General features: G+C 61.6%; 17 protein-coding genes, 1 tRNA gene and 3 rRNA genes. 18 read left to right on the top strand and 3 right to left on the bottom strand.

Annotated features, from left to right (window positions below):
- The first annotated feature begins 11 nt into the window (after nucleotides 1-11).
- The 3 genes from ACX9NZ_RS02150 (at nucleotide 12) to ACX9NZ_RS02160 (ending at nucleotide 4,660) form a co-directional block, all read left to right on the top strand.
- Nucleotides 12-935 carry an FAD binding domain-containing protein gene (locus tag ACX9NZ_RS02150; protein WP_294122294.1) on the top strand — a complete coding sequence of 308 codons (924 nt, stop codon included), beginning with the start codon at nucleotides 12-14 and terminating at the stop codon, nucleotides 933-935.
- Nucleotides 932-3,787: a molybdopterin-dependent oxidoreductase gene (locus ACX9NZ_RS02155; protein WP_302741495.1), complete on the top strand. Its 2,856-nt coding sequence runs from the start codon at nucleotides 932-934 to the stop codon at nucleotides 3,785-3,787. Before ACX9NZ_RS02150 ends, ACX9NZ_RS02155 begins: the two co-directional genes overlap by 4 nt.
- A gap of 192 nt (nucleotides 3,788-3,979) precedes the next feature.
- The gene (locus ACX9NZ_RS02160) at nucleotides 3,980-4,660 is read left to right on the top strand and encodes a copper homeostasis protein CutC (RefSeq protein WP_407496744.1); all 681 of its coding nucleotides are present in this window, start codon (nucleotides 3,980-3,982) and stop codon (nucleotides 4,658-4,660) included.
- Here the strand turns inward: ACX9NZ_RS02160 and ACX9NZ_RS02165 are convergent.
- Nucleotides 4,647-5,666, bottom strand: a complete 1,020-nt coding sequence (locus tag ACX9NZ_RS02165) for a bile acid:sodium symporter family protein (RefSeq protein WP_118654125.1) — start codon at nucleotides 5,664-5,666, stop codon at nucleotides 4,647-4,649. The two genes, ACX9NZ_RS02160 and ACX9NZ_RS02165, sit on opposite strands and share 14 nt — an antisense overlap.
- 317 nt (nucleotides 5,667-5,983) lie before the next feature.
- On the opposite strand from ACX9NZ_RS02165, the gene recJ reads away from it, so the two are divergent.
- Together recJ and ACX9NZ_RS02175 are read left to right on the top strand one after the other, a co-directional pair.
- Entirely contained in the window at nucleotides 5,984-9,346 is a 3,363-nt protein-coding gene (gene recJ, locus ACX9NZ_RS02170; RefSeq protein WP_294157993.1) for a single-stranded-DNA-specific exonuclease RecJ, read from the top strand.
- 76 nt (nucleotides 9,347-9,422) lie between these two features.
- The gene (locus ACX9NZ_RS02175; RefSeq protein ID WP_118654141.1) at nucleotides 9,423-11,729 is read left to right on the top strand and encodes a RelA/SpoT family protein; all 2,307 of its coding nucleotides are present in this window, start codon (nucleotides 9,423-9,425) and stop codon (nucleotides 11,727-11,729) included.
- 206 nt (nucleotides 11,730-11,935) lie between these two features.
- Here the strand turns inward: ACX9NZ_RS02175 and ACX9NZ_RS02180 are convergent, their stop codons facing one another.
- A complete protein-coding gene (locus ACX9NZ_RS02180; RefSeq protein ID WP_118654127.1) occupies nucleotides 11,936-12,190 on the bottom strand; it encodes a hypothetical protein in 255 nt (84 codons plus the stop codon).
- Nucleotides 12,191-12,282: 92 nt separating this feature from the next.
- Nucleotides 12,283-13,203, bottom strand: a complete 921-nt coding sequence (locus ACX9NZ_RS02185) for a helix-turn-helix transcriptional regulator (protein ID WP_158574845.1) — start codon at nucleotides 13,201-13,203, stop codon at nucleotides 12,283-12,285.
- Between the two features lie 1,135 nt (nucleotides 13,204-14,338).
- Between ACX9NZ_RS02185 and ACX9NZ_RS02190 the strand changes: the two genes are divergently transcribed.
- The 13 genes from ACX9NZ_RS02190 to ACX9NZ_RS02250 all read left to right on the top strand — a co-directional run bounded on the left by ACX9NZ_RS02190 (nucleotide 14,339) and on the right by ACX9NZ_RS02250 (nucleotide 25,607).
- Nucleotides 14,339-14,506, top strand: a complete 168-nt coding sequence (locus tag ACX9NZ_RS02190; RefSeq protein WP_158574846.1) for a hypothetical protein — start codon at nucleotides 14,339-14,341, stop codon at nucleotides 14,504-14,506.
- A 35-nt stretch (nucleotides 14,507-14,541) separates the two neighbouring features.
- Nucleotides 14,542-14,970, top strand: a complete 429-nt coding sequence (locus ACX9NZ_RS02195; RefSeq protein WP_118654129.1) for a hypothetical protein — start codon at nucleotides 14,542-14,544, stop codon at nucleotides 14,968-14,970.
- 128 nt (nucleotides 14,971-15,098) lie between these two features.
- Nucleotides 15,099-15,791, top strand: coding sequence for an MBL fold metallo-hydrolase (locus ACX9NZ_RS02200; RefSeq protein WP_118654130.1), 693 nt, complete (start codon nucleotides 15,099-15,101; stop codon nucleotides 15,789-15,791).
- 127 nt (nucleotides 15,792-15,918) lie between these two features.
- Nucleotides 15,919-16,785 (top strand): class II fructose-1,6-bisphosphate aldolase, encoded by an 867-nt coding sequence (gene fba / locus ACX9NZ_RS02205; protein WP_040361002.1) that lies wholly within the window; start codon nucleotides 15,919-15,921, stop codon nucleotides 16,783-16,785.
- 208 nt (nucleotides 16,786-16,993) lie between these two features.
- Nucleotides 16,994-17,079 (top strand) — tRNA-Leu (locus tag ACX9NZ_RS02210).
- Nucleotides 17,080-17,459: 380 nt separating this feature from the next.
- A complete protein-coding gene (gene infC / locus ACX9NZ_RS02215; protein WP_118654132.1) occupies nucleotides 17,460-18,062 on the top strand; it encodes a translation initiation factor IF-3 in 603 nt (200 codons plus the stop codon).
- Between the two features lie 27 nt (nucleotides 18,063-18,089).
- Nucleotides 18,090-18,287, top strand: a complete 198-nt coding sequence (rpmI, locus tag ACX9NZ_RS02220; protein WP_006720997.1) for a 50S ribosomal protein L35 — start codon at nucleotides 18,090-18,092, stop codon at nucleotides 18,285-18,287.
- A gap of 42 nt (nucleotides 18,288-18,329) precedes the next feature.
- On the top strand, nucleotides 18,330-18,689 hold the full coding sequence (rplT, locus tag ACX9NZ_RS02225; protein WP_118654133.1) for a 50S ribosomal protein L20: 360 nt from the start codon (nucleotides 18,330-18,332) through the stop codon (nucleotides 18,687-18,689).
- Nucleotides 18,690-19,244: 555 nt separating this feature from the next.
- A 16S ribosomal RNA gene (locus ACX9NZ_RS02230) occupies nucleotides 19,245-20,749 on the top strand.
- Nucleotides 20,750-21,070: 321 nt separating this feature from the next.
- A 23S ribosomal RNA gene (locus ACX9NZ_RS02235) occupies nucleotides 21,071-24,046 on the top strand.
- 145 nt (nucleotides 24,047-24,191) lie between these two features.
- A 5S ribosomal RNA gene (gene rrf, locus ACX9NZ_RS02240) occupies nucleotides 24,192-24,307 on the top strand.
- The 16S, 23S and 5S rRNA genes sit together here, the layout of an rRNA operon.
- 80 nt (nucleotides 24,308-24,387) lie before the next feature.
- Nucleotides 24,388-25,023 (top strand): dephospho-CoA kinase, encoded by a 636-nt coding sequence (coaE, locus tag ACX9NZ_RS02245; RefSeq protein ID WP_459389428.1) that lies wholly within the window; start codon nucleotides 24,388-24,390, stop codon nucleotides 25,021-25,023.
- The gene (locus ACX9NZ_RS02250; RefSeq protein WP_407495742.1) at nucleotides 25,023-25,607 is read left to right on the top strand and encodes a lytic transglycosylase domain-containing protein; all 585 of its coding nucleotides are present in this window, start codon (nucleotides 25,023-25,025) and stop codon (nucleotides 25,605-25,607) included. Before coaE ends, ACX9NZ_RS02250 begins: the two co-directional genes overlap by 1 nt.
- The last annotated feature ends 97 nt before the right edge of the window (nucleotides 25,608-25,704 follow it).

Consider the following 25,704-nt stretch of genomic DNA (forward strand, 5'->3'; position numbering starts at 1 on the left):
AAGGGGAGGATATGCTGAAGTTCGCCAAGCGCCTCGTTCCGGCGACGACCGCCGAGGCGCATGAGATGCTGCTCGCCAACCGCGGCGCCCGTGTGCTAGGGGGCGGCCTGTGGCTGCGTCAAGGGCGCCGAGCCATCGCGTGCGCCATCGATCTGTCCGCTTGTGGTCTGGATTATATCGAGGAGAGCGACGATGCCTTCGTCGTCGGCGCCATGACTCCGCTGGCGGACCTCGAGCACGATGCGGCGTTCAACAGCGCGACTTGCGGCGTGTTCGAGCACGCGGTGCACGACATCGTGGGCGTCCAATTCCGCAACCTCGCAACCGTGGGCGGCAGCTTGTACGGCAGATTCGGCTTTTCTGATGTCCTCACGGCGCTCATGGCCCTCGACGCCGGGGTCAAGTTCACCGGCGCCGGCCGCATCGACCTGTCCACCTTTGCCGCGAGTCCCTATGAGCGCGACGTGCTCGAGCACCTCGTGGTCCATCGTCGTCCGTACAAGGCCGCCTACGGCTGTCTTCGTCGTCAGGCGACTGATTTCCCCGTGGTGAACGTGTGCGCCGCCTGGTGGGGCGATGCATGGCACGTGTCGGTGGGCGCCCGACCGCTGCGTGCGCGCCTGCTCGCGGGTGAGGAGCTCGGCTGCGGCACGCCCAAGCCTTCTCGCGAGGAGCTCTCCTGCGCCCTCGAGGCCGTTCGCTCACTCGATTACGGCACGAATTACCTTGCCGGTGCCGCCTACCGTCGCCACCTTGCGGGCGTGCTCGCCGTCCGCGCGATCTGCGAAGCGGCCGGTATCGAGGTGCCGCCTTCTCTCGAGGAGCGTTTCGAGCTGGAGGCGCGTGCATTCGAGGGCGATGCTGCCGCGTCCCCGTCGGGCTCTTGCGTCCCAACAGCCCCGATTGATTCCGCTGCCAAGGAGGCCGCTCGATGAAACTCACCCTGAACGGACGGCGCATCGTTGAGGACGTCGCCCCGGACATGACCCTGTTCGACTTCCTGCGCTCGCACGGATGCAAGTCCGTCAAGTGCGGCTGCGAGACCACGAGCTGCGGCTTGTGCACGGTGTGGCTCGACGAGCGCCCCGTCCTCTCGTGTGCCGTCCCCATGGCGCGCGTGGAGGGCCGTGCGGTCACCACGCTCGAGGGGCTGCAGGCGGAGTCCGCCGGTTTGGCGCGCTGCATGGCCGAGGAGGGCGCCGAGCAGTGCGGCTTCTGTTCCCCGGGCCTCATCATGAACGTGCTCGCGCTCGCCCGCGCCGCCGCCGACGACCCCTCGCTCGTCGCCACGCGCGAGGACCTCTCCCGCAACCTCTCGGGTAACCTCTGCCGTTGCACCGGCTACGAGAGCCAGCTGCGCGGCATTGTGCGCTATCTGAGGGAGGAGGGCGTCGCCGTTGGCTTCAAACTGCCTGTCATCGAGCAACGTCCGACCTGCGACGAATCCGACGCGCGGATCGCGGGCGGCTTTGAGCGCATTGCGCACCCCACGGTCAAGAAGGACGCGGCGGCCCTGCTCGCTGGCAAGCCCGCCTACACGGATGACCTCGCCCCCGCGGATGCCCTGACGGTCAAGTTCCTCCGCAGCCCCCACGCCCATGCGCGTATCCGCCGCATCGATACCTCCCGCGCGACGAAGGCCCCCGGGGTCATCGGCGTGTACACGTACGAGGATGTGCCGCGCACGCGCTTCACGCTCGCCGGCCAGTCGTATCCCGAGCCGAGCCCCTATGACGGCCTGATCCTCGAGGACAAGGTGCGCTACGTGGGCGACGAGGTGGCCATCGTCGCCGCGGAGACCGCAGAGGCCGCCGAGCGCGCCCTGCGTCTCATCAAGGTCGATTACGAGGTGCTGCCCGCCGTCCTCGACCCGCGCGACGCGCAGGATGCCGCCGCTCACGGCGCCGTCATCCACGACGAGTCCGATTACCATCTCAACTACGACCTCGGCGGCGACCGCGCGAGGAACCTCATGGCCCATGGCGAGAACACGGTGGGCGACCTCGATGCCGCCTTTGCCGAAGCCGACGTCGTGGTCGATCGCACGTACGAGACGCAGGCCGCCGCCCAGGCGATGATGGAGCCCTTCTGCGCATTCGCGGCCATCGACGCGTTCGGTCGCATTTCGGTGACGAGTTCCACGCAGGTGCCGTTCCATATCCGCCGCCAGGTCGCCGGAGCACTCGAGATTCCGCAGTCGCAGGTGCGCATCGTCAAGCCACGCGTCGGCGGTGGCTTCGGCGCCAAGCAGACGGGATGCTGCGAGGTCTTCGCCGCGTTCGTGGCGCAGCGCACCGGCCGCCCCGCCAAGGTCGTCTACACGCGCGAGGAGACGCTGGCCGCTTCGAACTCGCGTCATCAGATGGTGCTCCACGTGCGCGTGGGCGCCAAGAAGGATGGCACCATCACCGCGATCGACCTGCATACCCTCTCCAACGCCGGCGCGTACGGCGAGCACGGTTCCACCACGGTGGGGCTCTCGGGCGCCAAGTCGCTGCCCATCTACAATCATGTACTCGCGAGTCGCTTCACCTACGATGTCGTGTACACGAACACGATGCGCGGCGGGGCCTATCGCGGGTATGGTGCCACGCAGGGCTGCTTCGCCGTCGAATCGGCGGTCAACGAGCTCGCCGACGAGCTGGGCATCGACCCGATCGAGCTGCGCCGCCAAAACCTCGTGCAGGCGGGCGAGATCATGCCCCAGTACCACAACGAGCCGCTCAACAGCTGCAAGCTCGACGACTGCCTGCTGACGGCGCGCGAGATGATCGGCTGGGACGAGAAGGGGCTTGTGCACGACCTCGGCGATCGGGTCCGCGGCCTCGGCGTCGCGGTGACCATGCAGGGGTCGGGTATCTCGAACATCGACATCGGCTCGGTCGACCTGCGCCTCGAGGAGTCGGGCTTCATCGCCATGCAGATCGGCGCCACCGACGTGGGTACCGGGTGCGACACCATCCTCGCCCAGATCGCCGCCGAGGAACTCGGGTTCGACCCCGATGCCATCGTGGTGCGCGGCGTCGACACGGATGTCTCCCCGTTCGACACGGGCGCCTATGCGTCCTCGGGCACCTACATCTCGGGCATGGCCGCCAAGCGCGCGGCCGCCCAGCTGAGGGAGAAGATCTGCGCCCAGGCCGCCTCCTGGTGGGGCCTCGAGCCCGAGCGGGTCGCCTTCGACGGCGAGCACGTCTACGAGGCCGGTGAAGACGGGGAGCCTGTCGAGGGGGCGCTCGAGGCCGGCCGCGTGCTCGATGTGCGCGCCTTCGCCAACGAATGCGTGCGCGGCGGCGCGGGCGATTGCCTCACCGCCCACGCCGCGGCGAGCTCCCCGGTGTCGCCGCCGCCGTTCATGGCGGGCATCGCCGAGGTCGAGGTCGAGAAGGCGACCGGCAAGGTCAGCCTCGTGGACTACGTCGGCGTGGTCGACTGCGGCACCATCGTCAACAGCGCCCTCGCGCGCGTGCAAGCCGAGGGCGGCATTGCGCAGGGCATCGGCATGGCGCTCACCGAGGAGGTGTCCTACAGCGCGGCGGGCCGTTCACGCGGCCGTTCGTTCATGACGTACCGCCTGCCCACGCGCCTGGACATCCCGCAGATCCGCGTGGCGTTCGAGCCGAGCTACGAGCCGACGGGCCCGTTTGGCGCCAAGTCCATCGGCGAGGTCGTCATCAACACGCCGGCGCCCGCCATCGCGAGCGCTGTGGCCCATGCCACCGGCGCGTACGTGCGCGACCTGCCCATCACGCCCGAGAAGGTGCTCGTCGCCCAACCCGAGTCCTAGTCCCAACCCGAGGCGTGTGCAAGGCGGAGTCGAGGGCGGGAATGTCGAAAAAACGGCCCGCGAGGGTCCCGATTTTCGACATTCCTACCCTTAGGCTCATCGTATCCCTGCCCATGCGCTAGGATGGACGCGCCGATGCCGGGGCCGATGACGACCGGCTGGAACCGAGACACATTTCGAGAGGAAAGCGCCATGCTGTTCGAATACTGCGCCGAGAACTTCACCAACATCGAGGCCGCGCTGCGTGCCGGCGCCGGCCGCATCGAGCTGTGCGACAACCTGGCGCAAGGAGGCACCACGCCGTCGGCGGGCGTGATCGAGCAGGCGGTGGGCATCGTGCATGCCCACGAAGATGCCGAGGTGCGCGTGATCATCCGGCCGTGCAAGGGCAATTTCGACTATTCGAAGGCCGAGATGAAGGCCATGGAGACTGACATCCGCTATGCGGGCGCCAACGGCGTGGACGGCATCGTGATCGGGTGCCTCAAGCGTCGCTCCAAAGGCAAGGGCTTCGAGCTTGACGCAGATGCCACGACGCGCCTCATCAAGGTCGCGCGCGGCGTGGGCGAGATGCGCGGCCGCGACTTGGGCATCACGTTCCATATGGCGTTTGACGAGCTCGCGCCCGCCGAGCAGCTCGAGGCGATCGACGTCCTCGCCGGCCTCGGCGTCGACCACATCCTCACGCACGGCGGCGCCGCGGGCGCCCCGATCGAGGACAATTTCGATCAGCTCCGCGCCTGCATCGAGCGCGCAGCGGGACGCCTGGTCATCCTGCCAGGAGGCGGCATCACCCACCAGAACGCCGCACGCGTCGCCGAGGCGCTTGGCGTTGACGAGTTGCACGGTACGAAGATCGTCAAGCTCGGCTAGACGGGCCATGCCCCTTCGCCGACGCCCATCCGCGCCGCACGAGCTTGACCTCGGCGGCGCGTTCGCGTTCGGTGAGACGCGTCATGATGCGCCCAAAGATCGCGGCGAGGAGTTGCTGGAAGATGGTCCCGCACATGACGGGGAAGACCGCCTCGCCGGGGAAATACTGCGTCGCTATGACCGCGCCCGATGAGATGTTGCGGAGCCCGCAGTCAAACCCCATGGTCACGAGCGTGGAAAACGGTTGATTCAGCAGGCGCGCGGCGATCATGCCCCACAAAAAGCCTGTGCTTGCGAACAGTAGGATAAACAGGGCGACCCCTGCCCGCTCCCAGGTCATATTCAGGACGTACTCGCTCAGCTCCGTTGAGTTCGCGGTGATGATGACGACGAGCAGAACCTTACACAGCGGGTCGATGACGGGGGAGAGCTTCTCGTGCCCCCAGCCGCGCGAGAGGTCGTTCACCGCCATGCCGGCAAGGGCCGGCAGCGCGATCATGAACACCATGTTGACCATCATGCCGATGGTGTCCATCTGGATGGTCGCGCCCATGAGGACGCTGAGTGTGAACGGGATGGAGAACGGCGAGAGCACCGTCGAGACGAGGATGGCGCTGAGCCCAAGCGCCGTGTTGCCCGAGAACATGCCGACCCACATGAAGCTGACGATGCCGATGGGCACGCTGTATTCCAGCAGAACTCCGGTGATGATCTGCGTGTCCCCGGCGAATAGGATCGACGCCATGCCGAATGCAACAACCGGCATGAACACAAGCGTGACGCCGAGTATGACCAAGAGGGGGAGGGGATGCCGCACCGTCTCGGCGAGTTGGCGGAAGGTGTTGTTGAGCGATCCCTGGAAGGTCATGAAGGCGAAGAGGAACGGGACGACCGTCTCGATGGGGCCGAACACCCCGGGGAACAGGACGCCCGCGGTGACGCAGAGCGGGACAATGAAGGGCATTCGCGCGCCAATCGCCTTCCCCAGTCGTCTCCATGCGCCCATGCTGCTCCTTTCGCCGCCTCCTATGGGTACCCAAGCATAGTCCGTACGCGTTACAGGGTTGTTACGACCCAAGGCGATGCGCATGTCGAATATGCGTCGACGCTTGTCTTTACGGGAGCATCTCCGCCGCCTGCCGGGAAGGAGACGTTTTGTCGAGTCACGCGTGTATACTGGGAGACGTTCAAAACGCACGCCCGCCGCAGCGGGCAATCATCAAGGATTTGATCTTATGTCGAGCGTGATCCGCATCGGCCGCGCATTCGCTGCAAGCGGCCCCACCCATTCGTCCCTCCTTTCTTTGGGAAAGGAGGATGGCCATGGCATCGCTTAAGACGACTCATCACTGGTGCGTGGCGGCAAGCGATCCCAAGCTTGAGGGCGAGCTCGCCGCGGGGCTGGACGTGGCGCCGCTCGTGGCGCGCATCATGGTCGCCCATGGGATCCGCTCGGTTGAGGAGGGTCGCCTGTTCCTCACTCCCTCGCTGGAAAGGGACTGGGCGGATCCCCTTATCATCCCCGGCATGGCCGAGGTGGCGGATCGTGTGGAGCGGGCGGTGCGGAGCAGCGAGCCCATCGCCGTGTTCGGCGACTTCGACGTCGACGGCATCACGTCCACCTGCCTGCTCACCGAGGCTTTGCGCGCGCTCGGTGCGCGTGTCCAGCCCTTCATACCTCATCGATTCGACGAAGGCTACGGCTTGACCTGTCAGGCCCTCGACCGCGTGATCGAGGCGTGCTCGCCATCGCTCGTCATCACGGTCGACAACGGCATTGCCGCTCGTGATGAGGTGGGCTACCTCACGGAGCGAGGCATCGACATCGTGGTGACCGATCATCACGAGCCCGCCGACCTTGTGCCCCAGGGCATTCCCGTCACCGACCCGAAGATTGACGGGCGAGGCCCCAGCCGCGAGCTCGCCGGCGTCGGCGTTGCCCTCAAATTGGTGCAGGTCCTGGGATCGCGGCTGGGCATGCCCGAGCTATGGCGTTCGTTTACCGAGGTCGCCGCCCTCGGAACGGTGAGCGACATGATGCTTCTTACGCCCGAGAACCGCGCGCTGGTGGCAGACGGTATTGCCCACATGCGCACAACGACAAGGCCCGGTTACGTCGCGCTCGCGGCGGTGACCAGAACGGACCTCTCTGCCATCACCGCCGATGGGCTTTCGTTCTCGCTCATTCCGCGCTTGAACGCCGCCGGACGCATGGCCGACCCCACCCTGGCGCTCGACCTGCTTATGGCCCGTGACCCCGATGAAGCGGCGTCGCTTGCCTCGCGCCTTGAGGAGATCAACCAGGAACGCCGCACCATCGAGGCAGAGCTCACCGAGCAGGCTGAGGAGCTCGTCGAGAGGACGTATGACGGCGGCCGTTGCATCATCGTGGGCGGCGAGGGGTGGCATGAGGGCGTGAAGGGCATTGTGGCGAGCAGGCTGGTCAACCGCTACCACGTACCGGCCCTTCTGTTCTCGATTGAAGACGGCATTGCCCGCGGCTCCGGTCGCTCCGTGGGTAACGTGAACCTCTTCGAGGCGGTCGAGAAGTGCTCGGACCTGCTCATTCGTTTTGGCGGTCATGCCGGTGCGGTGGGCGTGACGTGTGTCGCGGAAAATCTCGATGCGCTGCGCGAACGGCTCGATGCGGTGCTCGCGGAACTCCCGCGGGAAGATTTCGAAGACCGCGGCGAGGTGGCGGCGACGGTGCGCCTCTCGGAACTTGATATCGACACCATTCGCCAGATCGGCATGCTCGAGCCATTCGGGCAAGGCAACAAAGTGCCCCTGCTCGCTGCTTGCGGTGTCACCATGTGCGATCGTGCCGTGGTGGGCAAGACGGGCGACCATATGCGGTTCGTGGCGACCGATGGCGCCGCGAGCGTTCCGGCCATCATGTTCCGCGTCGCGCAAGTCGACGCGCTCGTCAACTGCGATACGGTGGTCGATCTCGTCTTCGAGGCGGTCGCCGAGTGCTGGCAGGGCCGCGTCAAGCCCAAGCTCATGGTCAAGGATATCCTCTGCCGGTCGTGCTCCGACGGCGGGCGCGTGGGGCTGCCCGAGCTTCCGCCCCTCTCGTGCGACGCTTCGACGGCCCAAAACCCCCTCACCGACGGCACGCCATGTGCGGCACCCGCCGCCGAGGTGCCCGTACCGGTTGACGCCGACCGTCGCGCCGCCCTGGCTCGACTGCCGTATGACCAGCTCACGCGCTCACTCATCCATACGATGATTGGTTCCGCCACTCCGCATCGCGCGCAGCTCGAGGCCCTCGACGCCCTCAAGGGCGGTCGCAACACCCTTGCCGTCATGGGCACGGGCCGGGGCAAATCGCTCATCTTCCATGTGCATGCCATGCGCGAAGCAATCGCCAATGGCATGGTGAGCGTGTTCGTCTACCCGTTGCGCGCCCTCGTGGCCGACCAGTCGTTTCACCTCACCTCAACGCTCGCCAAACTCGGCGCGCGCGTCGGCGTGCTTACGGGAGAGACCCCATCGGCTGTTCGCGACCGCCTGTTTAACCAGCTTGTCGCTGGCAAAATCGATATCGTCCTCACCACGCCCGAGTTCCTCTCCATTCATCGCGACCGTTTCGCCGTCTCGCGCCGCGTTGGGTTCGTCGTCGTGGACGAGGCACATCACATGGCGGGAGCAAAGGGCGGGGACCGCGCCGCATACCTCGATTTTCCAGCGATTTTGGACCAGTTGGGCGCCCCCCGTGTCCTTGCCGCGACCGCGACGGCATCGACGGACGTCGCGACCGAGATTTGCCGTCTTGCTCGCATCGACAACGTCGTCGTTGACGCCGCCATACGCGACAACCTCGATCTCGATGACGAGCGTGATCTCTCCAGTCGCGAGAACCGTCTGGTCTCCATCGTCGCCACCGGGGAAAAATGCGTGGTGTACGTCAACTCGCGCGACCAGTCCGTCGCGCTTTGCCGTACGCTGCGCCGACGCGTGCCGGAATTGGGGGAGCGCATCGCCTTTTACAACGCCGGTCTCAGCCGGGCCGATCGCGCCGTCGTCGAATCGGCGTTTCGTGACGGTGCACTCACCTGCATCGTCTCCACATCTGCGTTCGGCGAGGGCGTGAACCTGCCCGATATCCGCCACGTGGTGCTGTACCACATGCCCTTTGGTTCTACCGAATTCAACCAGATGAGCGGTCGTGCTGGACGCGATGGTGCCCCGGCTCGCATCCATCTGCTTTACTCGCGTCGCGACGCCCGCATCAACGAGCGGCTGCTCGATGCCGCCGCCCCCGAACGCGGGGAGCTCGTTACGCTGTACCGTGCGCTCCAGACCATGTGGCGTCGCCATCGCGGTGAGGCGTCCGGGGCGCCCCTGAGCGCCAGCGATCTCGATATCGCCCAGATGTGTCTGGCCATCGACGCGCGTACACCGGTGGATGAGCGCGCGGTCCCGCATGGGCTTGCGATCTTCGAGGAGCTCGGCTTTGCCCGCGTGGCCGGCGACGAGCGTTCCCGTCAGGTCGAGATGGTCGAGAATCCCGGGCACGTGGACCTCGATCGCTCGATTAGGTACCTCGAGGGCATCCACGCCCGCATGGAATTCTCCGCATTTAGGGACTGGGCTCTCACCGCCTCCGCCCGTGATATGCTGACACGCGTGAACCGTCCAATAACCCCGCAGGTGAGCGAGGGAGGTACCATCGATGGATAAACAGCCGATTGCAACGCGGCAACCCAAGGCCACGGAATGGAAACAGGGCTCCGAGCCCTTGCGCCCGAGCGCCGAAATGGTGCACTACGCTCATGCCGACGACCTTCCCACCGAGTTCATGGCGGACAATTTCGACAAGCTCGCGAACCTGGTGGGCAGGTACATGGGCAAGGAGGATTGCGACCTGGTCGAGCGGGCGTACTGCTTTGCCGCCGAGAAGCACTGTGCACAGAAGCGCCGCAGCGGCGAGGCGTACATCAATCATCCCGTCGAGGTCGCGATAATCCTGGCGGAACTCAAGATGGATTGCGACGTGGTGTGCGCCGCACTGCTGCACGACACCGTCGAGGACACGACGACGTCTTTGGATGATGTGACCACGTATTTTGGCGAGACGGTCGCGGAGCTCGTCGACGGCGTGACCAAGCTCACCAACATCGACGTGGACACCATGGATGAGAAGCAGGCGCTCAACTTGCGCAAGATGTTCCTCGCCATGAGCCGCGATATCCGCGTGGTCATCGTCAAACTCGCCGACCGCCTGCACAACATGCGCACCTTGGCGGCGCTTCGCGAGGATCGCCGCCTGTTCAAGGCGCGCGAGACCATGGACGTGTATGCCCCGCTCGCCGACCGCTTGGGCATGAGCTCAATTAAATGGGAGCTCGAGGACCTTTCCTTCTTCTACCTGGAGCCCGAGGCCTATCAGCGCATCGCCCGCATGGTGAGCGAGAGCCGCGAGGTTCGCGAGCGCTTTTTGGCCGAGACTATCAAGGCGCTCGATGACGAACTAAGGGGTGTGGGTCTCACCGGGTATCAGATCGCCGGTCGCTCTAAGCATTATTGGTCGATCTATCAGAAGATGAAGCGCAAGGGTAAGGAGTTCTCCGAGATCTACGATTTGGTGGCCCTGCGCGTCATCACCAACTCGATTGCGGACTGCTATTCCGCCCTCGGCGCCGTCCACTCGCTGTGGACGCCCATGCCGGGGCGCTTTAAAGACTATATCAACATGCCCAAGGCGAATAACTACCAGAGCCTTCACACCACGGTCATCGGTCCCACGGCGCGCCCGCTTGAGATTCAGATCCGCACGTACGAGATGCACGAGCAAGCCGAATACGGCATCGCCGCGCACTGGCTCTATAAGCGCTCGGGTGGTTCGAGTGCGGTCAAGGCAACGAGCGCCCAGCGCCTCGACGACCAGATCAACGCCCTCAAGCGCAGCCTCGACTGGGCGGCCAACGACGAGATTGACGATCCCAAGGAGTTTCTCCACTCGCTCAAGGTCGACCTCTACGACCAAGAGATCTTCGTCTTCACCCCCAAGGGCGAGGTCATGAACTTGCGCATGGGATCCACTCCGCTCGACTTTGCCTACTCGGTACATACCGAGGTCGGTAACCATTGCGTGGGCGCCAAGGTCAACGGCGCCGTGGCTCCGCTTACGCACACGCTCGCCATGGGCGATCGCGTCGAGATCCTCACCAATAAAAACGCCAAGCCCTCGCGTGACTGGCTGAACATCGTCAAGACGCCGAGCGCCAAGTCCAAGATCCGCCGTTACTTCGCTGCGGCGACCAAGGACGAGGACGCCACGGCCGGTCGCGAGATGCTCGCCCGCGACCTTCGCAAACGCGGATACGGCATCTCCACGCCGCGTTCGACGCGCGCGCTCAACGCCGTGGCGAGCGACATGAACTACAAGGCGCTTGAGGACCTGTTCGCCGCGGTGGGCGCCGGCAAGGTGCAGCCGCGCGCCGTGGGCAATAAAGTCCAGGCAATCCTCGACCCGCAGCCGCAAAACCCCGCCGAGGCCAAGGCAGAGGCCATCGCCAGCGTAGTGCATCAGCCCCCGCGCACCGGTGGTCAGTCCAAGCGTGCCAAGAAGGGCAGCAACGGCGTGCTCGTGGAGGGCGCCGACGGAGACGGCATGCTCGTTCGCCTAGCGCATTGCTGCAACCCCGTCGCGGGCGACGATATCGTGGGCTTCATCACGCGTGGCCGCGGCGTGTCGGTGCACCGAGCCAACTGCCCCAACGTCAAGGGGCTTATGGAGCATCCCGAGCGCATGATCGGCGTGAGCTGGGATACGGGCGCCGATGCCTTGTTCCAGGTCGAGGTCGTGGTCGAGTGCATCGATCGCATGGGGCTGCTCAAGGACGTCACCATCGCCATCGGCGACGCGGGCGGCAACATCCTCTCCGCCGCCACCTCGACCAGTCGCGAGGGCATCGCGACCCTGCGGTTCCTCATCGAGATTTCCGACGCGAGCCGCCTCGACCCGCTGCTCGCCGCCATCGGCGCGGTCGAGAGCGTCTACGACGCCCGCCGTCTCATGCCGGGTGAGGGCAATAAGACCATGAAGCGCAGGTCGCGCTAACCGCTCTTCGATTACCAAGAGAAGGTGCGAACCCCCGTGCAGGTAACGACTTTACCGTCATTTGTCTTGGAGAAAACAAAGCGGTAGACTCCCGGGCCGACGTTTGTCCATTCGGCTCGGGAATATCCGTTTCGCTTCAACGTGGCCGATCCAATATACGATGTGCCGCGGTAGAGCTTGACGGTGAAGGTGCCACTTGATGGAGATTAGGCTGTGAGTTCAACTCCCATGTTCTGACCCGAGAAGTGCTCGGCGGTAAGGCTCTTGGAAGTCAGGAGTGCGAATGACGTATTGATTCTAAGTGTTTCGACAAGATTGTCCGGGCGTTTCGTCATTGGCGTCTCGTAGATATGGGCTGTCATGGGAATGCTGGCTTGTGCTGCCGCCTGTTGCGGGCATAACCCAAAGACGGATGCTGCCATCAATATGAGTGCTGCTGCATTTGCGACAATGTGTCTCATTGTCCCTCCAAATGTAGAGAGCCGATATTGCTCCAACTATGCCCTTTTGTCCCACAACAGATGTGTAAGCAATGGGGTGCAAATCGTCCTATTTAATGTGTGGGGATATTTATTAATTCTCTCAACTCTTCCACGCTGTGGACACCGAGTTTTTTAAACGTGCGGCGCCTATAAGATTTGACGGTATTCGTCGTGGTGCTTCGCGTTTCGCAAATCTCTTTGACGCTCATTCCTTTTGCCAAGTCGAGAACTATATTCGCTTGAAGGCCTGTAATGCCGTATTCGCTGAGCAGTAGCATTCCGTCTGCTTCCTGTGCCTTCTCTGTTTGCCTGTCGAGCCGGAGTGCCCCATATTGCCTGAAGAAGGTGAGCAGGGCCATGCCACAAACGATGAAATTGAGAATTAAGGGTAGCCCCCAGAGTTCGTAATAGGTCCCGACAATGGGAGAGAGGATTAGCCCTATGCCCGAGTAATAGGGAACCGCGACGAGGGACGTCGCCCTCTCTTTGTTTTTGCCGCACATGTGAAGTAATCCGAAAAGAAGCGCCGTACAAATAAAAAGTGAGCAGACGGTCAATAGACCCAAGTACAGTTGGGCCCCTATCACAACAAAGGCAGAGAGGCTGTAGAGCGATATAGCGATTTCTGTCGGCGTCTTCGCTGGGGCACGGGAAGGAAAGCACTTGGTCGGAGATGACATGAAAGCGAGGCTGTAAACCTGCAGCAATACCCCTGCGCCCCAGATGAAGTAGTAGCTTGCCTGAAATATCTGGTCTCCATTTGGGAGGGTTATGGTGTCCGACAGAGTGGATGTGATGACGATAAGGGCTGCTAGCAGGCTAATCGCCAGACATTTCCAAGAAAGATGATTGTTTGCCGGCGGGTCTGCGGGGTTGTCGAGGTGGATTTTCCCGTCCCGGACAAGCCTCTCAAGATCCGTGTGCGCAGATATATTGAGCTTTTTTCGAGCGCGTGAGCGAAGGGTGGATATCGTTCCTGGTGCAATTCCCATTGCGTCGCTGGTCGAGTGCGTTTTCTCACCCAGTAAGTCGCGAGCGATAACTTCGTTCTCCCTGGCGAGAGCGATGTCGCCGCGTCGCCGGAGAGATGAGGTCGCTGTTCGGTGGGATGCGTCTTGCAACGCCGCTTGCGCAGCTGTATGCGTTGATGGCAGGCGAGCCCCAAAAGGAATGCTGGAGGGAGGACCCAAAACCATACATTTACTTGATTGTCGAACAGGCCGCTGGAAAAACCATAGGTGAGCGCAATGCCGTTTACAAGGAAGCTCGATACTCGATAAACGAGCATTCCGGACATGAGCCACAAGGGTTCAAAGACCAATTGGTTGTCCTCGTGTAGGCTATGTTTGAGCTTGAGGAACAATGCAAGCCCACAGAGGAAGGACAGCACAATCGTCCAAAGCGGATTGTTCTGAGGAAGAAAAAGAGTCGCCTTGTCGTAGAGGAAGAACAAAGCGTAGGCGAGCAGGAATGATCTTGGCCCGCTTGCCGAAGCCGTCTCATGAGAATGTGCCTGCAGGAAGATTGCCCAGCATATCAAAGATGAGGAATAGCTAAATGCTACGCAGAGACTGAGCAGGTTCTCGACCTCAGGGGGGATTGCATATGCTAGAAACGCTTCAGAGCAGAGGATGGACGCGCTTTCGGCGATGACGAAGACTTAAGCAGAAGCGTGGCCCAAGCGGCTTATGAGAGGCTGATATTTGAGATTGGTCTTTATTGCCTTGCTGCAAAAGGGCAATGCGCCAAGTGCGATGCAGAGAGGGACGATTTCTGTGTTGGAGGATGAGATCGAGAGCGTCGGATTATATGCAGCTCTGGGGAAGCAAATAAGAACGGCGGTCCACAAGCTCAGTGAAAGTTTCTCGTTCATTTGAAAGCTCGATTCGTCAAGCGATTCAGCTTATTATTCGAAAAAGTGTATCAGAAGATAGCGAAGCCTAATTTCATATGAATTGCACCCCCATTGTTGACAAATGAAACGCCTCTGGAGTGCAAGGATGCATATGGGTTCAATAAACGGAGCATGGGGAGTTGAGATGCTCGGGGAGAGAAACAAACGTCTTAGAGTCGGGGCGGGTATGCCCGCGAAAATGCCTTGCTTTGTCTTTCGAAGATTGGACGATCATGAGTAATGTCGCCCATCATGCCGACATGTACATCATCATGAAGCATTGGTACTGCGATGTTCCCGAGATGATCACGCGCAAGGACTTCTATCTCTATTCTGACGCCGCTTGCACAAAACTGGTTAAGAGCTGGAGTGTTGAGGCGCCTGTCGGGGTAACTAGGTAAAAGGTACTTGCCCCGAAACGAGGAGGCGATTTCGGATGAAGCCAATGGGCGCTGCAATGAGACGGGTCATCGCCGTTGCTCTTGTCGGCTCAATCGCGTTGTGGGCCGGGTTCATCTACGTGAACTTGTTGTGGCAAGGTGATCGTATGCTGGCTTCAATTGTCGTCTTTGCGGTTTGCGGTGGAGTGAGCGCCCTGCCAATCACCCGCTTTGCCAAGGAAGACGCCAAGGCGGATGCTGGCCGCTTCGTAAACAAGCTGAAGAGTGATGGAAGATACTTCTTCCGAGTGTTTGCCATTTCGGGACTGCTATGCATGGGGGCTTCATTCAGAATCGATGCTCTGGGCGATGAGATATGGCTTTTTCAGCTCGGAATGTGGATTGAGGCAGTGAGTGCTTGGATAAGGGGCTATATCTCTCTTGTGGGTTTCTGGTATACGCCTCGCGGGTATCGAGGGGTGTGAATTTGGTTTTCGCCCACTCGGAGTGTCAGCTCGATTTAGGATGGCGTAGGATAATCGAATGAATGTCGAGGCGGGACTCGAAGTCTCGCCTCGATTGTTTTTACGCATGCCGCGAAGGAGTTGTAGATATGAAGCTCGATCTCGAGAAGAGGGGGTCGCTCGCCATCCATTGCGTGGTGAACGGGCCCATCCAGACGAACACGTACTTCGCCGTGAGCAAGGGCGAGGCTGCCATCATCGATCCCGCATGGGACGGGGAGAAGCTCGCCGAGGTCTTTGCCGAGCGCTGTCCCGATGCTCGCGTGAGCGCCATCATCTGCACGCACGGCCACGCTGACCATATCGGTGGCGTGGCGGGTCTGCGCCGCGCGCTCGGACCGGATGTGCCGTTCATGATCTCCGCGGCAGACAAAGATTTCATGGCGGGGGCGATCGAGAGCATGCGCGAGATGTGGGGGTTCGACCACGAGATGCCGCCCACTCCCGACCGTCTGCTCAACGAGGGGGACACGTTTGAGTTCGGTGACGTTGTCCTGCAGGTCATGGCCACACCGGGCCACACTCCCGGCGGTATCGTGCTTTTCTGCGCGGCGACTACGGGTGACGTGGCGTTTGTGGGTGACACGCTGTTCCCTGGCGCGCATGGCCGCACCGATCTCGAAGGCGGTAATGAGAAACAGGTGATAGACTCGCTCGGCAAGATGGGCACGTTCCTGCCCGCCGATACTTTGTGTCTCATCGGCCACAACGACACGACCACCATTGCGCGTGAGCTCGAGACGAACCTCTTTATGCGCCGCGGCTTGCGCCATTATCGGTGAGCGCGTGGGCTCAACATCGGCTCGATGTGTCGAGCTGGCTAACGTCCCAATGCTCGTTTAGATGAGCCGTTCGCGTGGTAAAATGCAGACGTTTACCGTTCAGAGTATGGACAATGGGAGGTCCAATATGCTCGTCAATGCAGCTCAGATGCTCAAGGATGCCGAGGCCGGTCACTACGCTCTCGGCGCGTTCAACACCAACAACCTCGAGTGGACCCTGGCTATTCTCCAGGCTGCCGAGGAGGCCAAGTCTCCGCTGATCCTTCAGTGCACCGCCGGTGCCGCTAAGTGGATGGGCGGTTTCAAGGTCTGCGCCGACATGGTCAAGGCTGCCGTCGAGGCCACGGGCGTTACCGTTCCCGTCGCCCTTCACCTCGATCACGGTTCTTACGAGGACTGCTTCAAGTGCATCGAGGCCGGCTTCACGTCCATCATGTATGACGGCTCTCACGAGGAGACCTTCCAGCTTAACCTCGACCGCACCAAGGAGCTCGTTGAGCTTGCCCACTCCAAGGGCATGTCCATCGAGGCCGAGGTCGGCGGCATTGGCGGCACCGAGGACGGCGTGACCTCCAACGGCGAGCTCGCTGACCCCGCTGAGTGCAAGCAGATTGCGGACCTGGGCGTTGACTTCCTCGCCTGCGGCATCGGCAACATTCACGGCGTGTACCCCGCCGACTGGGCCGGTCTTTCCTTCGAGCGTCTTGGCGAGATCAAGGCCGAGACCGGCGACCTGCCCCTCGTTCTGCACGGTGGCACCGGCATCCCCGAGGATCAGATCAAGAAGGCCATCTCCCTGGGCATCTCCAAGATCAACGTCAACACCGACCTGCAGCTCGTCTTCGCCAAGGGCGTCCGCGAGTACATCGAGGCTGGCAAGGATCAGCAGGGCAAGGGCTTCGACCCCCGCAAGCTCCTCAAGCCCGGTCGCGACAACATCGTGGCCCGCACCAAGGAGCTCATGGAGGAGTTCGGTTCCGTCAACAAGGCGTAACGTTTTAGGTCACTGACCAGTTGGGGCGCCCGGCTTCTTTCCACGCAAACGTCCTCGGGGAATCTCTTGTCGATTCCCCTGCGGAATGTTTGCTTAGGGAAGAAGCCGGGCGCCCCTTTCGTAGCCAGACCAGTTGCGCAAGCGCTTTAGTCGGAATCTCGCAACATGGGTGTGATTGCTGTGGTACCATAGCTGAGCGTGATTACGTGCCCGAGTGGCGGAACGGCAGACGCAGGGGACTCAAAATCCTCCGCTGGCGACAGCGTGTGAGTTCGAATCTCACCTCGGGCACCATGCATGGCACGTGATACGTGGATGCAGAGCGCAGTTCAGCAATGAGCCGAACTCACGCGAGTGTCCGAGCGTTAAGCAAACAGGCCCGTGGCCTGTTTGTAGCGAGGCCGCGAAGGCTTTGGCCTGAGCGGATGTGGACGCCGCAAGGCGGCCGCTTCGAATCTCACCTCGGGCACCACATCCATTGCTCGTGAGGAAAGCATGGAGCAGACGCTCCCGTGCTATCATTCTCGAGTCGCTGGTTTTCCAGCAGGAAAGCGGGATCTGAGGGTCCCCACCTTTCGGCACCATTGGGTAGCTGTCTGGTCGCACAACCGAACGCTTGCACTCACGCTACAATTTGCGTGAAATCGAGCAAAAGCTGTCGACCCGGATACCACATGGTTCCGGGTTTATTTGTACGAGTGCAAGAAGGAGGTATCGAGATAGCTAAGTCTGATGACACCCGCATCAACGATGAGATTCGCGCTCCGCGCGTTCGTCTTATCGGCGTCGATGGATCGCAGCTCGGTCTGTTCGACACACGTGATGCGCAGCGCATCGCCGATGACCAGAACCTCGACCTGGTGGAGATCGCTCCCAACGCGGATCCGCCGGTTTGCAAGGTCATGGATTACGGCAAGTTCAAGTACCAGCAGGCCATGAAGGCCAAGCAGGCTCGTAAGAACCAGTCCAAGATCGAGGTCAAGGAAATGAAGTTCCGACCCAAGATCGACGTGGGCGATTACGAGACCAAGAAGGGTCACGTCCTGCGCTTCCTCAAGAAGGGCGCGCGCGTCAAGATCACCATCATGTTCCGAGGCCGCGAGATGGCGCATCCGGAGCAGGGTCTGAACGTGCTCGAGCGTCTTGCCGAGGATCTCAAACCGTTCGCTACGGTCGAGTCCCAGCCCAAGCTGGAAGGCCGTAACATGCTCATGCTGCTCGCCCCCATCAAGGGCGCCTTCGATAACGAGGGCGAATCCGAGCCGAGCGATAAGTAGTCAACCAGGTATCAGAAGGAGAGTTCCATGCCTAAGATGAAGACCCACAGCGGCAGCAAAAAGCGTTTCCGCCGCAGCGGCACGGGCAAGATCATGCGCGCCAAGGCCTACAAGAGCCACATCCTGACCAAGAAGTCCACCAAGCGCAAGCGCGGCTTCCGTCAGGAGACCGAGCTCGCCGCCGCCGACGCCAAGGTCATCAACGCCCGCCTCGCCGGCCGTTAATCCATCCTTTCCGCTGTTATCTCATTTAGGAGTTGATTAGATATGGCACGTGTCAAGCGCGCTGTGAACGCCAAGAAGAAGCGTCGTACCGTCCTTAACCGCGCAAAGGGTTATTACGGTCAGGCATCCCGTTCCTATAAGTACGCCAAGGAGCAGGTGCAGCACTCCCTCCAGTACCAGTACCGCGATCGCCGCAACAAGAAGCGTGAGATCCGCAGCCTCTGGATCACCCGTATCAACGCCGCCGCCCGCATGAACGACATCTCCTACTCCCAGTTCATGCACGGCCTGAAGCTCGCCGGCATCGAGCTCGACCGCAAGGTCCTCGCTCAGATGGCCTACGAGGACATCGAGTCCTTCAACGAGCTCGCCACCATCGCCAAGAAGGCTCTTGAGGCCTAAGTGCGTTTCTACGGGATGTCCCATGGGGCATCCCGTTTCTTTTTACGATGGATACCCGATCGAAACAGGGTATATATCCCGTACAGATGACCGCCGCATACATGTAATAGAACCGAATGGTCGTCATCTATATAGGGCGGAAGATCGCCCAAAGCTCCTTTTCATATAGGAGGTTAAGAGTTCCTGTTATGGAGGAAATGTGAAGTAGCGATTCTCGCTTCACAGCCCCTCCGACTCTGGCAATATATCTCCTTGCCGCGCGGGTGGCCGAGTGAAGACGAGGCCGGGAAGACCCGCGGCGGGTACCTTGAGAACCGGATACCGCGAAGAGACGGAAGTAAGTGGAGACACCATTTATAAGGTGTCAGCAGTGATGTACTTTTCGAGATCAGTTGTGTAAGGTCTGACTTAGTCAGGCCCCGTTCAACTTTTCCTTAACCAGTTTACTGAAACGCTAACACATCGAATGGAATCCGATTCAGCGAGATGCTGGTCGGGACGGGCACTCCGCGCCCACCATGATCGCGACCGGACGCAGCGTCCGGCCATCATAATTGGACGGAGAGTTCGATCCTGGCTCAGGATGAACGCTGGCGGCGCGCCTAACACATGCAAGTCGAACGGCACCCCCCTTCGGGGGGAAGCGAGTGGCGAACGGCTGAGTAACACGTGGAGAACCCGCCCCCTCCTCCGGGATAGCCTCGGGAAACCGTGGGTAATACCGGATGACCCCGGCAGGCCGCATGGCCGGCCGGGCAAAGCCCAGACGGGAGGGGATGGCTCCGCGGCCCATCAGGTAGACGGCGGGGTGACGGCCCACCGTGCCGACGACGGGTAGCCGGGTTGAGAGACCGACCGGCCAGATTGGGACTGAGACACGGCCCAGACTCCTACGGGAGGCAGCAGTGGGGAATCTTGCGCAATGGGGGGAACCCTGACGCAGCGACGCCGCGTGCGGGACGAAGGCCCTCGGGTCGTAAACCGCTTTCAGCAGGGATGAGACAAGACGGTACCTGCAGAAGAAGCCCCGGCTAACTACGTGCCAGCAGCCGCGGTAATACGTAGGGGGCGAGCGTTATCCGGATTCATTGGGCGTAAAGCGCGCGTAGGCGGCCCGGCAGGCAGGGGGTCAAATGGCGGGGCTCAACCCCGTCCCGCCCCCTGAACCGCCGGGCTCGGGTCCGGTAGGGGAGGGTGGAACACCCGGTGTAGCGGTGGAATGCGCAGATATCGGGTGGAACACCGGTGGCGAAGGCGGCCCTCTGGGCCGAGACCGACGCTGAGGCGCGAAAGCTGGGGGAGCGAACAGGATTAGATACCCTGGTAGTCCCAGCCGTAAACGATGGACGCTAGGTGTGGGGGGACGATCCCTCCGTGCCGCAGCCAACGCATTAAGCGTCCCGCCTGGGGAGTACGGCCGCAAGGCTAAAACTCAAAGGAATTGACGGGGGCCCGCACAAGCAGCGGAGCATGTGGCTTAATTCGAAGCAACGCGAAGAACCTTACCAGGGCTTGACATATGGGTGAAGCGGGGGAGACCCCGTGGCCGAGAGGAGCCCATACAGGTGGTGCATGGCTGTCGTCAGCTCGTGTCGTGAGATGTTTGGTTAAGTCCAGCAACGAGCGCAACCCCCGCCGCATGTTGCCAGCACCTCGGGTGGGCACCCATGCGGGACCGCCGGAGTCAATCCGGAGGAGGGCGGGGACGACGTCAAGTCATCATGCCCCTTATGCCCTGGGCTGCACACGTGCTACAATGGCCGGTACAGCGGGATGCGATGGCGCGAGCCGGAGCGGATCCCTGAAAGCCGGCCCCAGTTCGGATTGGGGGCTGCAACCCGCCCCCATGAAGTCGGAGTTGCTAGTAATCGCGGATCAGCATGCCGCGGTGAATGCGTTCCCGGGCCTTGTACACACCGCCCGTCACACCACCCGAGTCGTCTGCACCCGAAGTCGCCGGCCCAACCGTTTGGGGGGAGGCGCCGAAGGTGTGGAGGGTGAGGGGGGTGAAGTCGTAACAAGGTAGCCGTACGGGAACGTGCGGCTGGATCACCTCCTTTCTAGGGAGCACGAGGCTTTCTGAAAGCACTAGAGAATCAGATCTCACAAGTTACGGCGCAGGTGTGCCCGAGTCTCCGCCCCCCGCCCCTTCGCGTGTCCGGTCCCCGGGGTCACCCCGCGTACCTTGAGAGCCGCATAGCGACAAGACGGATCTATTTATTGATCTGATCGATTCTTCTATATAGAGATATGAGATACATATCTTCCAATCTGCAAACATATAGTAAGTTGCATGACGATCGCCGGTGACGCACGTCACCGAGCGTATGCGACACCCAGACATTCAAGTGTCTAGATACGGCGTCCCGTCCCGGTTGGGGCGGGAAGATATCTAGGGCGCACGGCGGATGCCTTGGCACATGGAGCCGACGAAGGACGCGGCAAGCTGCGATAATCCGCGGTTAGGGGCACACACCCTTCGACCCGCGGGTCTCCGAATGGGCGAACCCGCCAGGAGAAGTCCTGGCACCCTCCGGATGAACACATAGTCCGGAGGGGGACAACCCGGGGAACTGAAACATCTAAGTACCCGGAGGAAGAGAAATCAACATCGAGATTCCCCGAGTAGCGGCGAGCGAAAGGGGACCTAGGCCAAACCGTGGAGCGGGCGGGCGCCAGCCTATACCGCCCACGGGGTTGCAGGGCCTCCCGCCCGGGAGCTGGCGCTCCCGGCGGGGAACCGTCCAGGGGAGCCGAACGGCATGGGAAGGCCGGCGGCACAGGGTTAGGGCCCCGTAGGCGCACCCTGGGACGGACCCCGGAGGAGGCTCCTGAGTAGGGCCGGGCACGTGAAACCCGGTCCGAACCCGGGGGGACCACCCTCCAAGCCTGAATACTCCCATGTGACCGATAGCGCACCAGTACCGTGAGGGAAAGGTGAAAAGCACCCCGGGAGGGGAGTGAAACAGTACCTGAAACCGTGCGCCCGCAAGGCGTCGGAGCCGGCTCGTTCCGGTGACGGCGTGCCTTTTGTAGAATGAGCCAGCGAGTTGCTGGCACGCGGCGAGGTTAAGCTATGGAAGCGAGCCGGAGCGAAAGCGAGTCCGAAACGGGCGACATGAGTCGCGTGCCGCAGACGCGAAGCCGGGTGAGCTATCCCTGGGCAGGCTGAAGCGGGGGTAAGACCCCGTGGAGGGCCGAACGGACGTACGTTGAAAAGTGCGCCGATGACCTGGGGATAGGGGTGAAAGGCCTATCAAACCCGGAGATATCTCGTTCTCCCCGAAATAGCTTTAGGGCTAGCGTCGCGCGTTAACCGCCGGAGGTAGAGCACCGGATCGATGAGGGGGCTTCGCCGCCTACCGATTCGAACCGAACTCCGAATGCCGGTCGGTCCAGAGCGCGGCAGTCAGAGCATGTGGGCTAAGCTGTGTGCTCGAGAGGGAAACAGCCCAGACCGCCCGCTAAGGCCCCCAATTCTCAGTTAAGTGGCAAAGGATGTGCGTCCGCGCAGACAACCAGGAGGTTGGCTTAGAAGCAGCCACCCCTTCAAAGAGTGCGTAACAGCTCACTGGTCGAGTGGACATGCGCCGACAATACACGGGGCTAAACTGAGAGCCGAAGCGGCGGCAACGATCATTCGTTGGGTAGGGGAGCGTCCCCAGCGGGGCGAAGCCGGAGGGTCACCGACGGTGGACTGCTGGGGAGTGAGAATGCTGGCATGAGTAGCGAGAGACGAGAGAGTAACTCGTCCGCCGTAAACCCGAGGTTTCCTGGGCGAGGCTAATCCTCCCAGGGTCAGTCGGGGGCTAAGCCGAGGGCGGAGGCCGTAGGCGAAGCGCAGCAGGTGGACATTCCTGCACCGGAGATGCACCGTCACGACCGACGGGGCGACGGATTGGGGTGGCTCGGCGGGGTTCTGGACGTCCCCGTGATGGAGCGCGGCCCGGAGACCAGGCAAATCCGGTCTCCACGGAGGGCGAGGCTCCGGACGAAGCGACTGAGCGAAGCGAGTGAGCCCGTGGTCCCCAGAAAAACCCCTAGGCAGGGGCATCTCCGCCCGTACCGCAAACCGACACAGGTGGGTGGGTAGAACATACCGAGGCGATCGGGTCAACCATGGTCAAGGAACTCGGCAAAATGGCCCCGTAACTTCGGGAGAAGGGGCGCCGGCGCGTACGTGGACCCACTCGCTGGGCGAGCGGAGGCCGGCCGCAGTGAAGAGGCCCAATCGACTGTTTACCAAAAACACAGGACTCTGCAGAAGGCGAGAGCCGACGTATAGGGTCTGACGCCTGCCCGGTGCCGGAAGGTCACGCGGAGGGGTTAGCCGCGAGGCGAAGCCCCGAAGCCAAGCCCCGGTAAACGGCGGCCGTAACTATAACGGTCCTAAGGTAGCGAAATTCCTTGTCGGGTAAGTTCCGACCTGCACGAAAGGCGCAACGAATTGGGCGCTGTCTCGACCATGGACCCGGTGAAATTCCACTAGTCGTGAAGATGCGACTTACCCGCGGAAGGACGGAAAGACCCCGTGAACCTTCACTGCAGCTTGGCATTGGCCGCTGGCCCGTCGCGTAGAGGATAGGCGGGAGGCTTCGAAGCCCGGGCGCCAGCCCGGGTGGAGCCGACCTTGGAATACCGCCCTCGGCGCGCCGGCGTCCTAACCCCGGGCCGTGATCCGGCCGGGGGACCGTGCCAGGTGGGTAGTTTGACTGGGGCGGTCGCCTCCCAAAGGGTAACGGAGGCGCGCGAAGGTCCGCTCGGGACGGTCGGCAACCGTCCTCAATGAGTGCAAGAGCGTAAGCGGGCTTGACTGCGAGGCAGACACGCCGAGCAGGTGCGAAAGCAGGCTCTAGTGATCCGGCGGCCCCGCGTGGGTGGGCCGTCGCTCAACGGATAAAAGGTACTCCGGGGATAACAGGCTGATCTTGCCCAAGAGTCCACATCGACGGCAAGGTTTGGCACCTCGATGTCGGCTCATCGCATCCTGGGGCTGGAGCAGGTCCCAAGGGTACGGCTGTTCGCCGTTTAAAGCGGTACGCGAGCTGGGTTCAGAACGTCGTGAGACAGTTCGGTCCCTATCCTCCGCGGGCGCAGGAGAATCGAGGGAGGCTGCCCCTAGTACGAGAGGACCGGGGTGGACGCACCTCTGGTGAACCGGTTGTCGACCAACGGCACGGCCGGGTAGCCACGTGCGGCGCGGATAACCGCTGAAGGCATCTAAGCGGGAAGCCGTTCCCGAGATCAGTTCTCCTTCCGGTAAGGGCCCAGGTAGACTACCTGGTCGATAGGCGGCAGGTGCAAGCGCGGCGACGCGCTCAGCCGAGCCGTACTAATAGCCCGAGCTCTTACCCGCATCCGACCGGCGGGACGCCATACTAACGTATCTAAGGTGTCGCGTCGTCACGGTCAGGTCGATCTCGGATCCGCCGCGGAAGTCGCTGTGCGGCCCTCAGGGCACGCGCGTGTCACCCGGGTGGACGGTACGAGAGCCGCCCACCGGTCAGCGGCCATTGCGTGCGGGGCACGCCCGGTCCCATTCCGAACCCGGAAGCTAAGCCGCACCGCGCCGATGGTACTGCGGGGGAAGCCCGTGGGAGAGCAGGGCGCCGCTGACCGGTGGACGGCTCTCGCCCCCTTGCGGGGGCGAGTCGAGGGGGGAGCGCGAGCTCCCCCTTTTTTCATATGGAGACTTCTTATGTCATATATCGCCTTTGTTATTGGCAACCTTGCATCTGGTAAGTCAACTGCCTCCCGTTATCTGTCCTTTCGTGGCGCACGACACATCGACCTTGATCGAATGGCAAAAGAGCTTTATGTGCCGGGCTCTGATCTGACACAGGCAATTGCCGATGAATTCGGCTGGGATGTTCTCGACGAATATGGCGACATTCGTACATCTGTTTTGGCTGAACGAGCTTTTGCCACTCCCGAGACAACTCATATCCTTAACGATCTTGTGCACCCTGTTTTGATTGAGCAGCTGAGCACGCTGCTTCTTCCCATCCAGTGTTGTTCAACGCTCGTACCTTCCTTTCCTCTCACTGTCGTTGAGGTTTCCGCACCTGCGGCGTTTTCTGATGCGTTTGGACTTGCAGATGAGGTGATCGCCGTCAGCGCGCCATTGGAAGTCCGTCGCGAGCGCGCGATTGCCCGGGGTATGTCCGTCGTGGATTTTGATGCGCGAGCTTCGGTTCAGCCTTCCGAAGATGAAATCATCGCCATGGCGGATCATTGTATCGACAACACTCGAGGCGATGATTCGTTGTTCGATGCCCTTGATGCATGGGTGCGTCTTCGAGGTATTGAGGGCCTTCACGAAGGTGAGCGATAATGATCAAGCGATCCCGTTTTTTTACGTGGTATCGGGTGCTTCCACTCGCTATTGTTCTGGTGTTCGGCGTGATCTCATATGCCTATTCATTTGCCCCCTCGTTGATTTTCAAGTCCCTGTATCCTCTTTCATATGAAGACGAAATCACTTCGTCTGCCGCCGCCCATGGCGTTGATCCGTATCTTGTCGCAGCAATTATTCGCTCGGAATCAAGCTGGGATGCAGAGTCGCAGTCTCATCGCGGGGCCATGGGCTTGATGCAGCTCATGCCCGAGACCGCTTCTGACATGGTGAGCAAGGGTCTGGTCGATGGTTCTCAGTTCTCCGCCGATGACCTTCTTGATCCCCAGACGAATATCGAGTTCGGTTGCGCGTATCTCTCGTATCTCCTTTCGTATTTCAATGGCGCTACGGACAAGGCTATCGCTGCTTACAATGCCGGCATGGGTAATGTCGATATTTGGACACAGGAAGACGATCTGCTGCGAAACGCGATCACGTTCCCCGAAACTCAGGCATATCTCGTCCGCGTTACGATGGCACAAACTCGTTACCAGGAACTGTATCCCCAGGCTTTTTGCTAGTCGTCCGTGGTGCTGCCACGCACTAGCCCTGTCTTGAGATTGACATCCTGGGGTATCAACACATAGAATGCGTGACCCCCGAGAATCGAGCGAGTGG

The sequence above is a fragment of the Collinsella sp. BM28 genome (assembly GCF_054551995.1).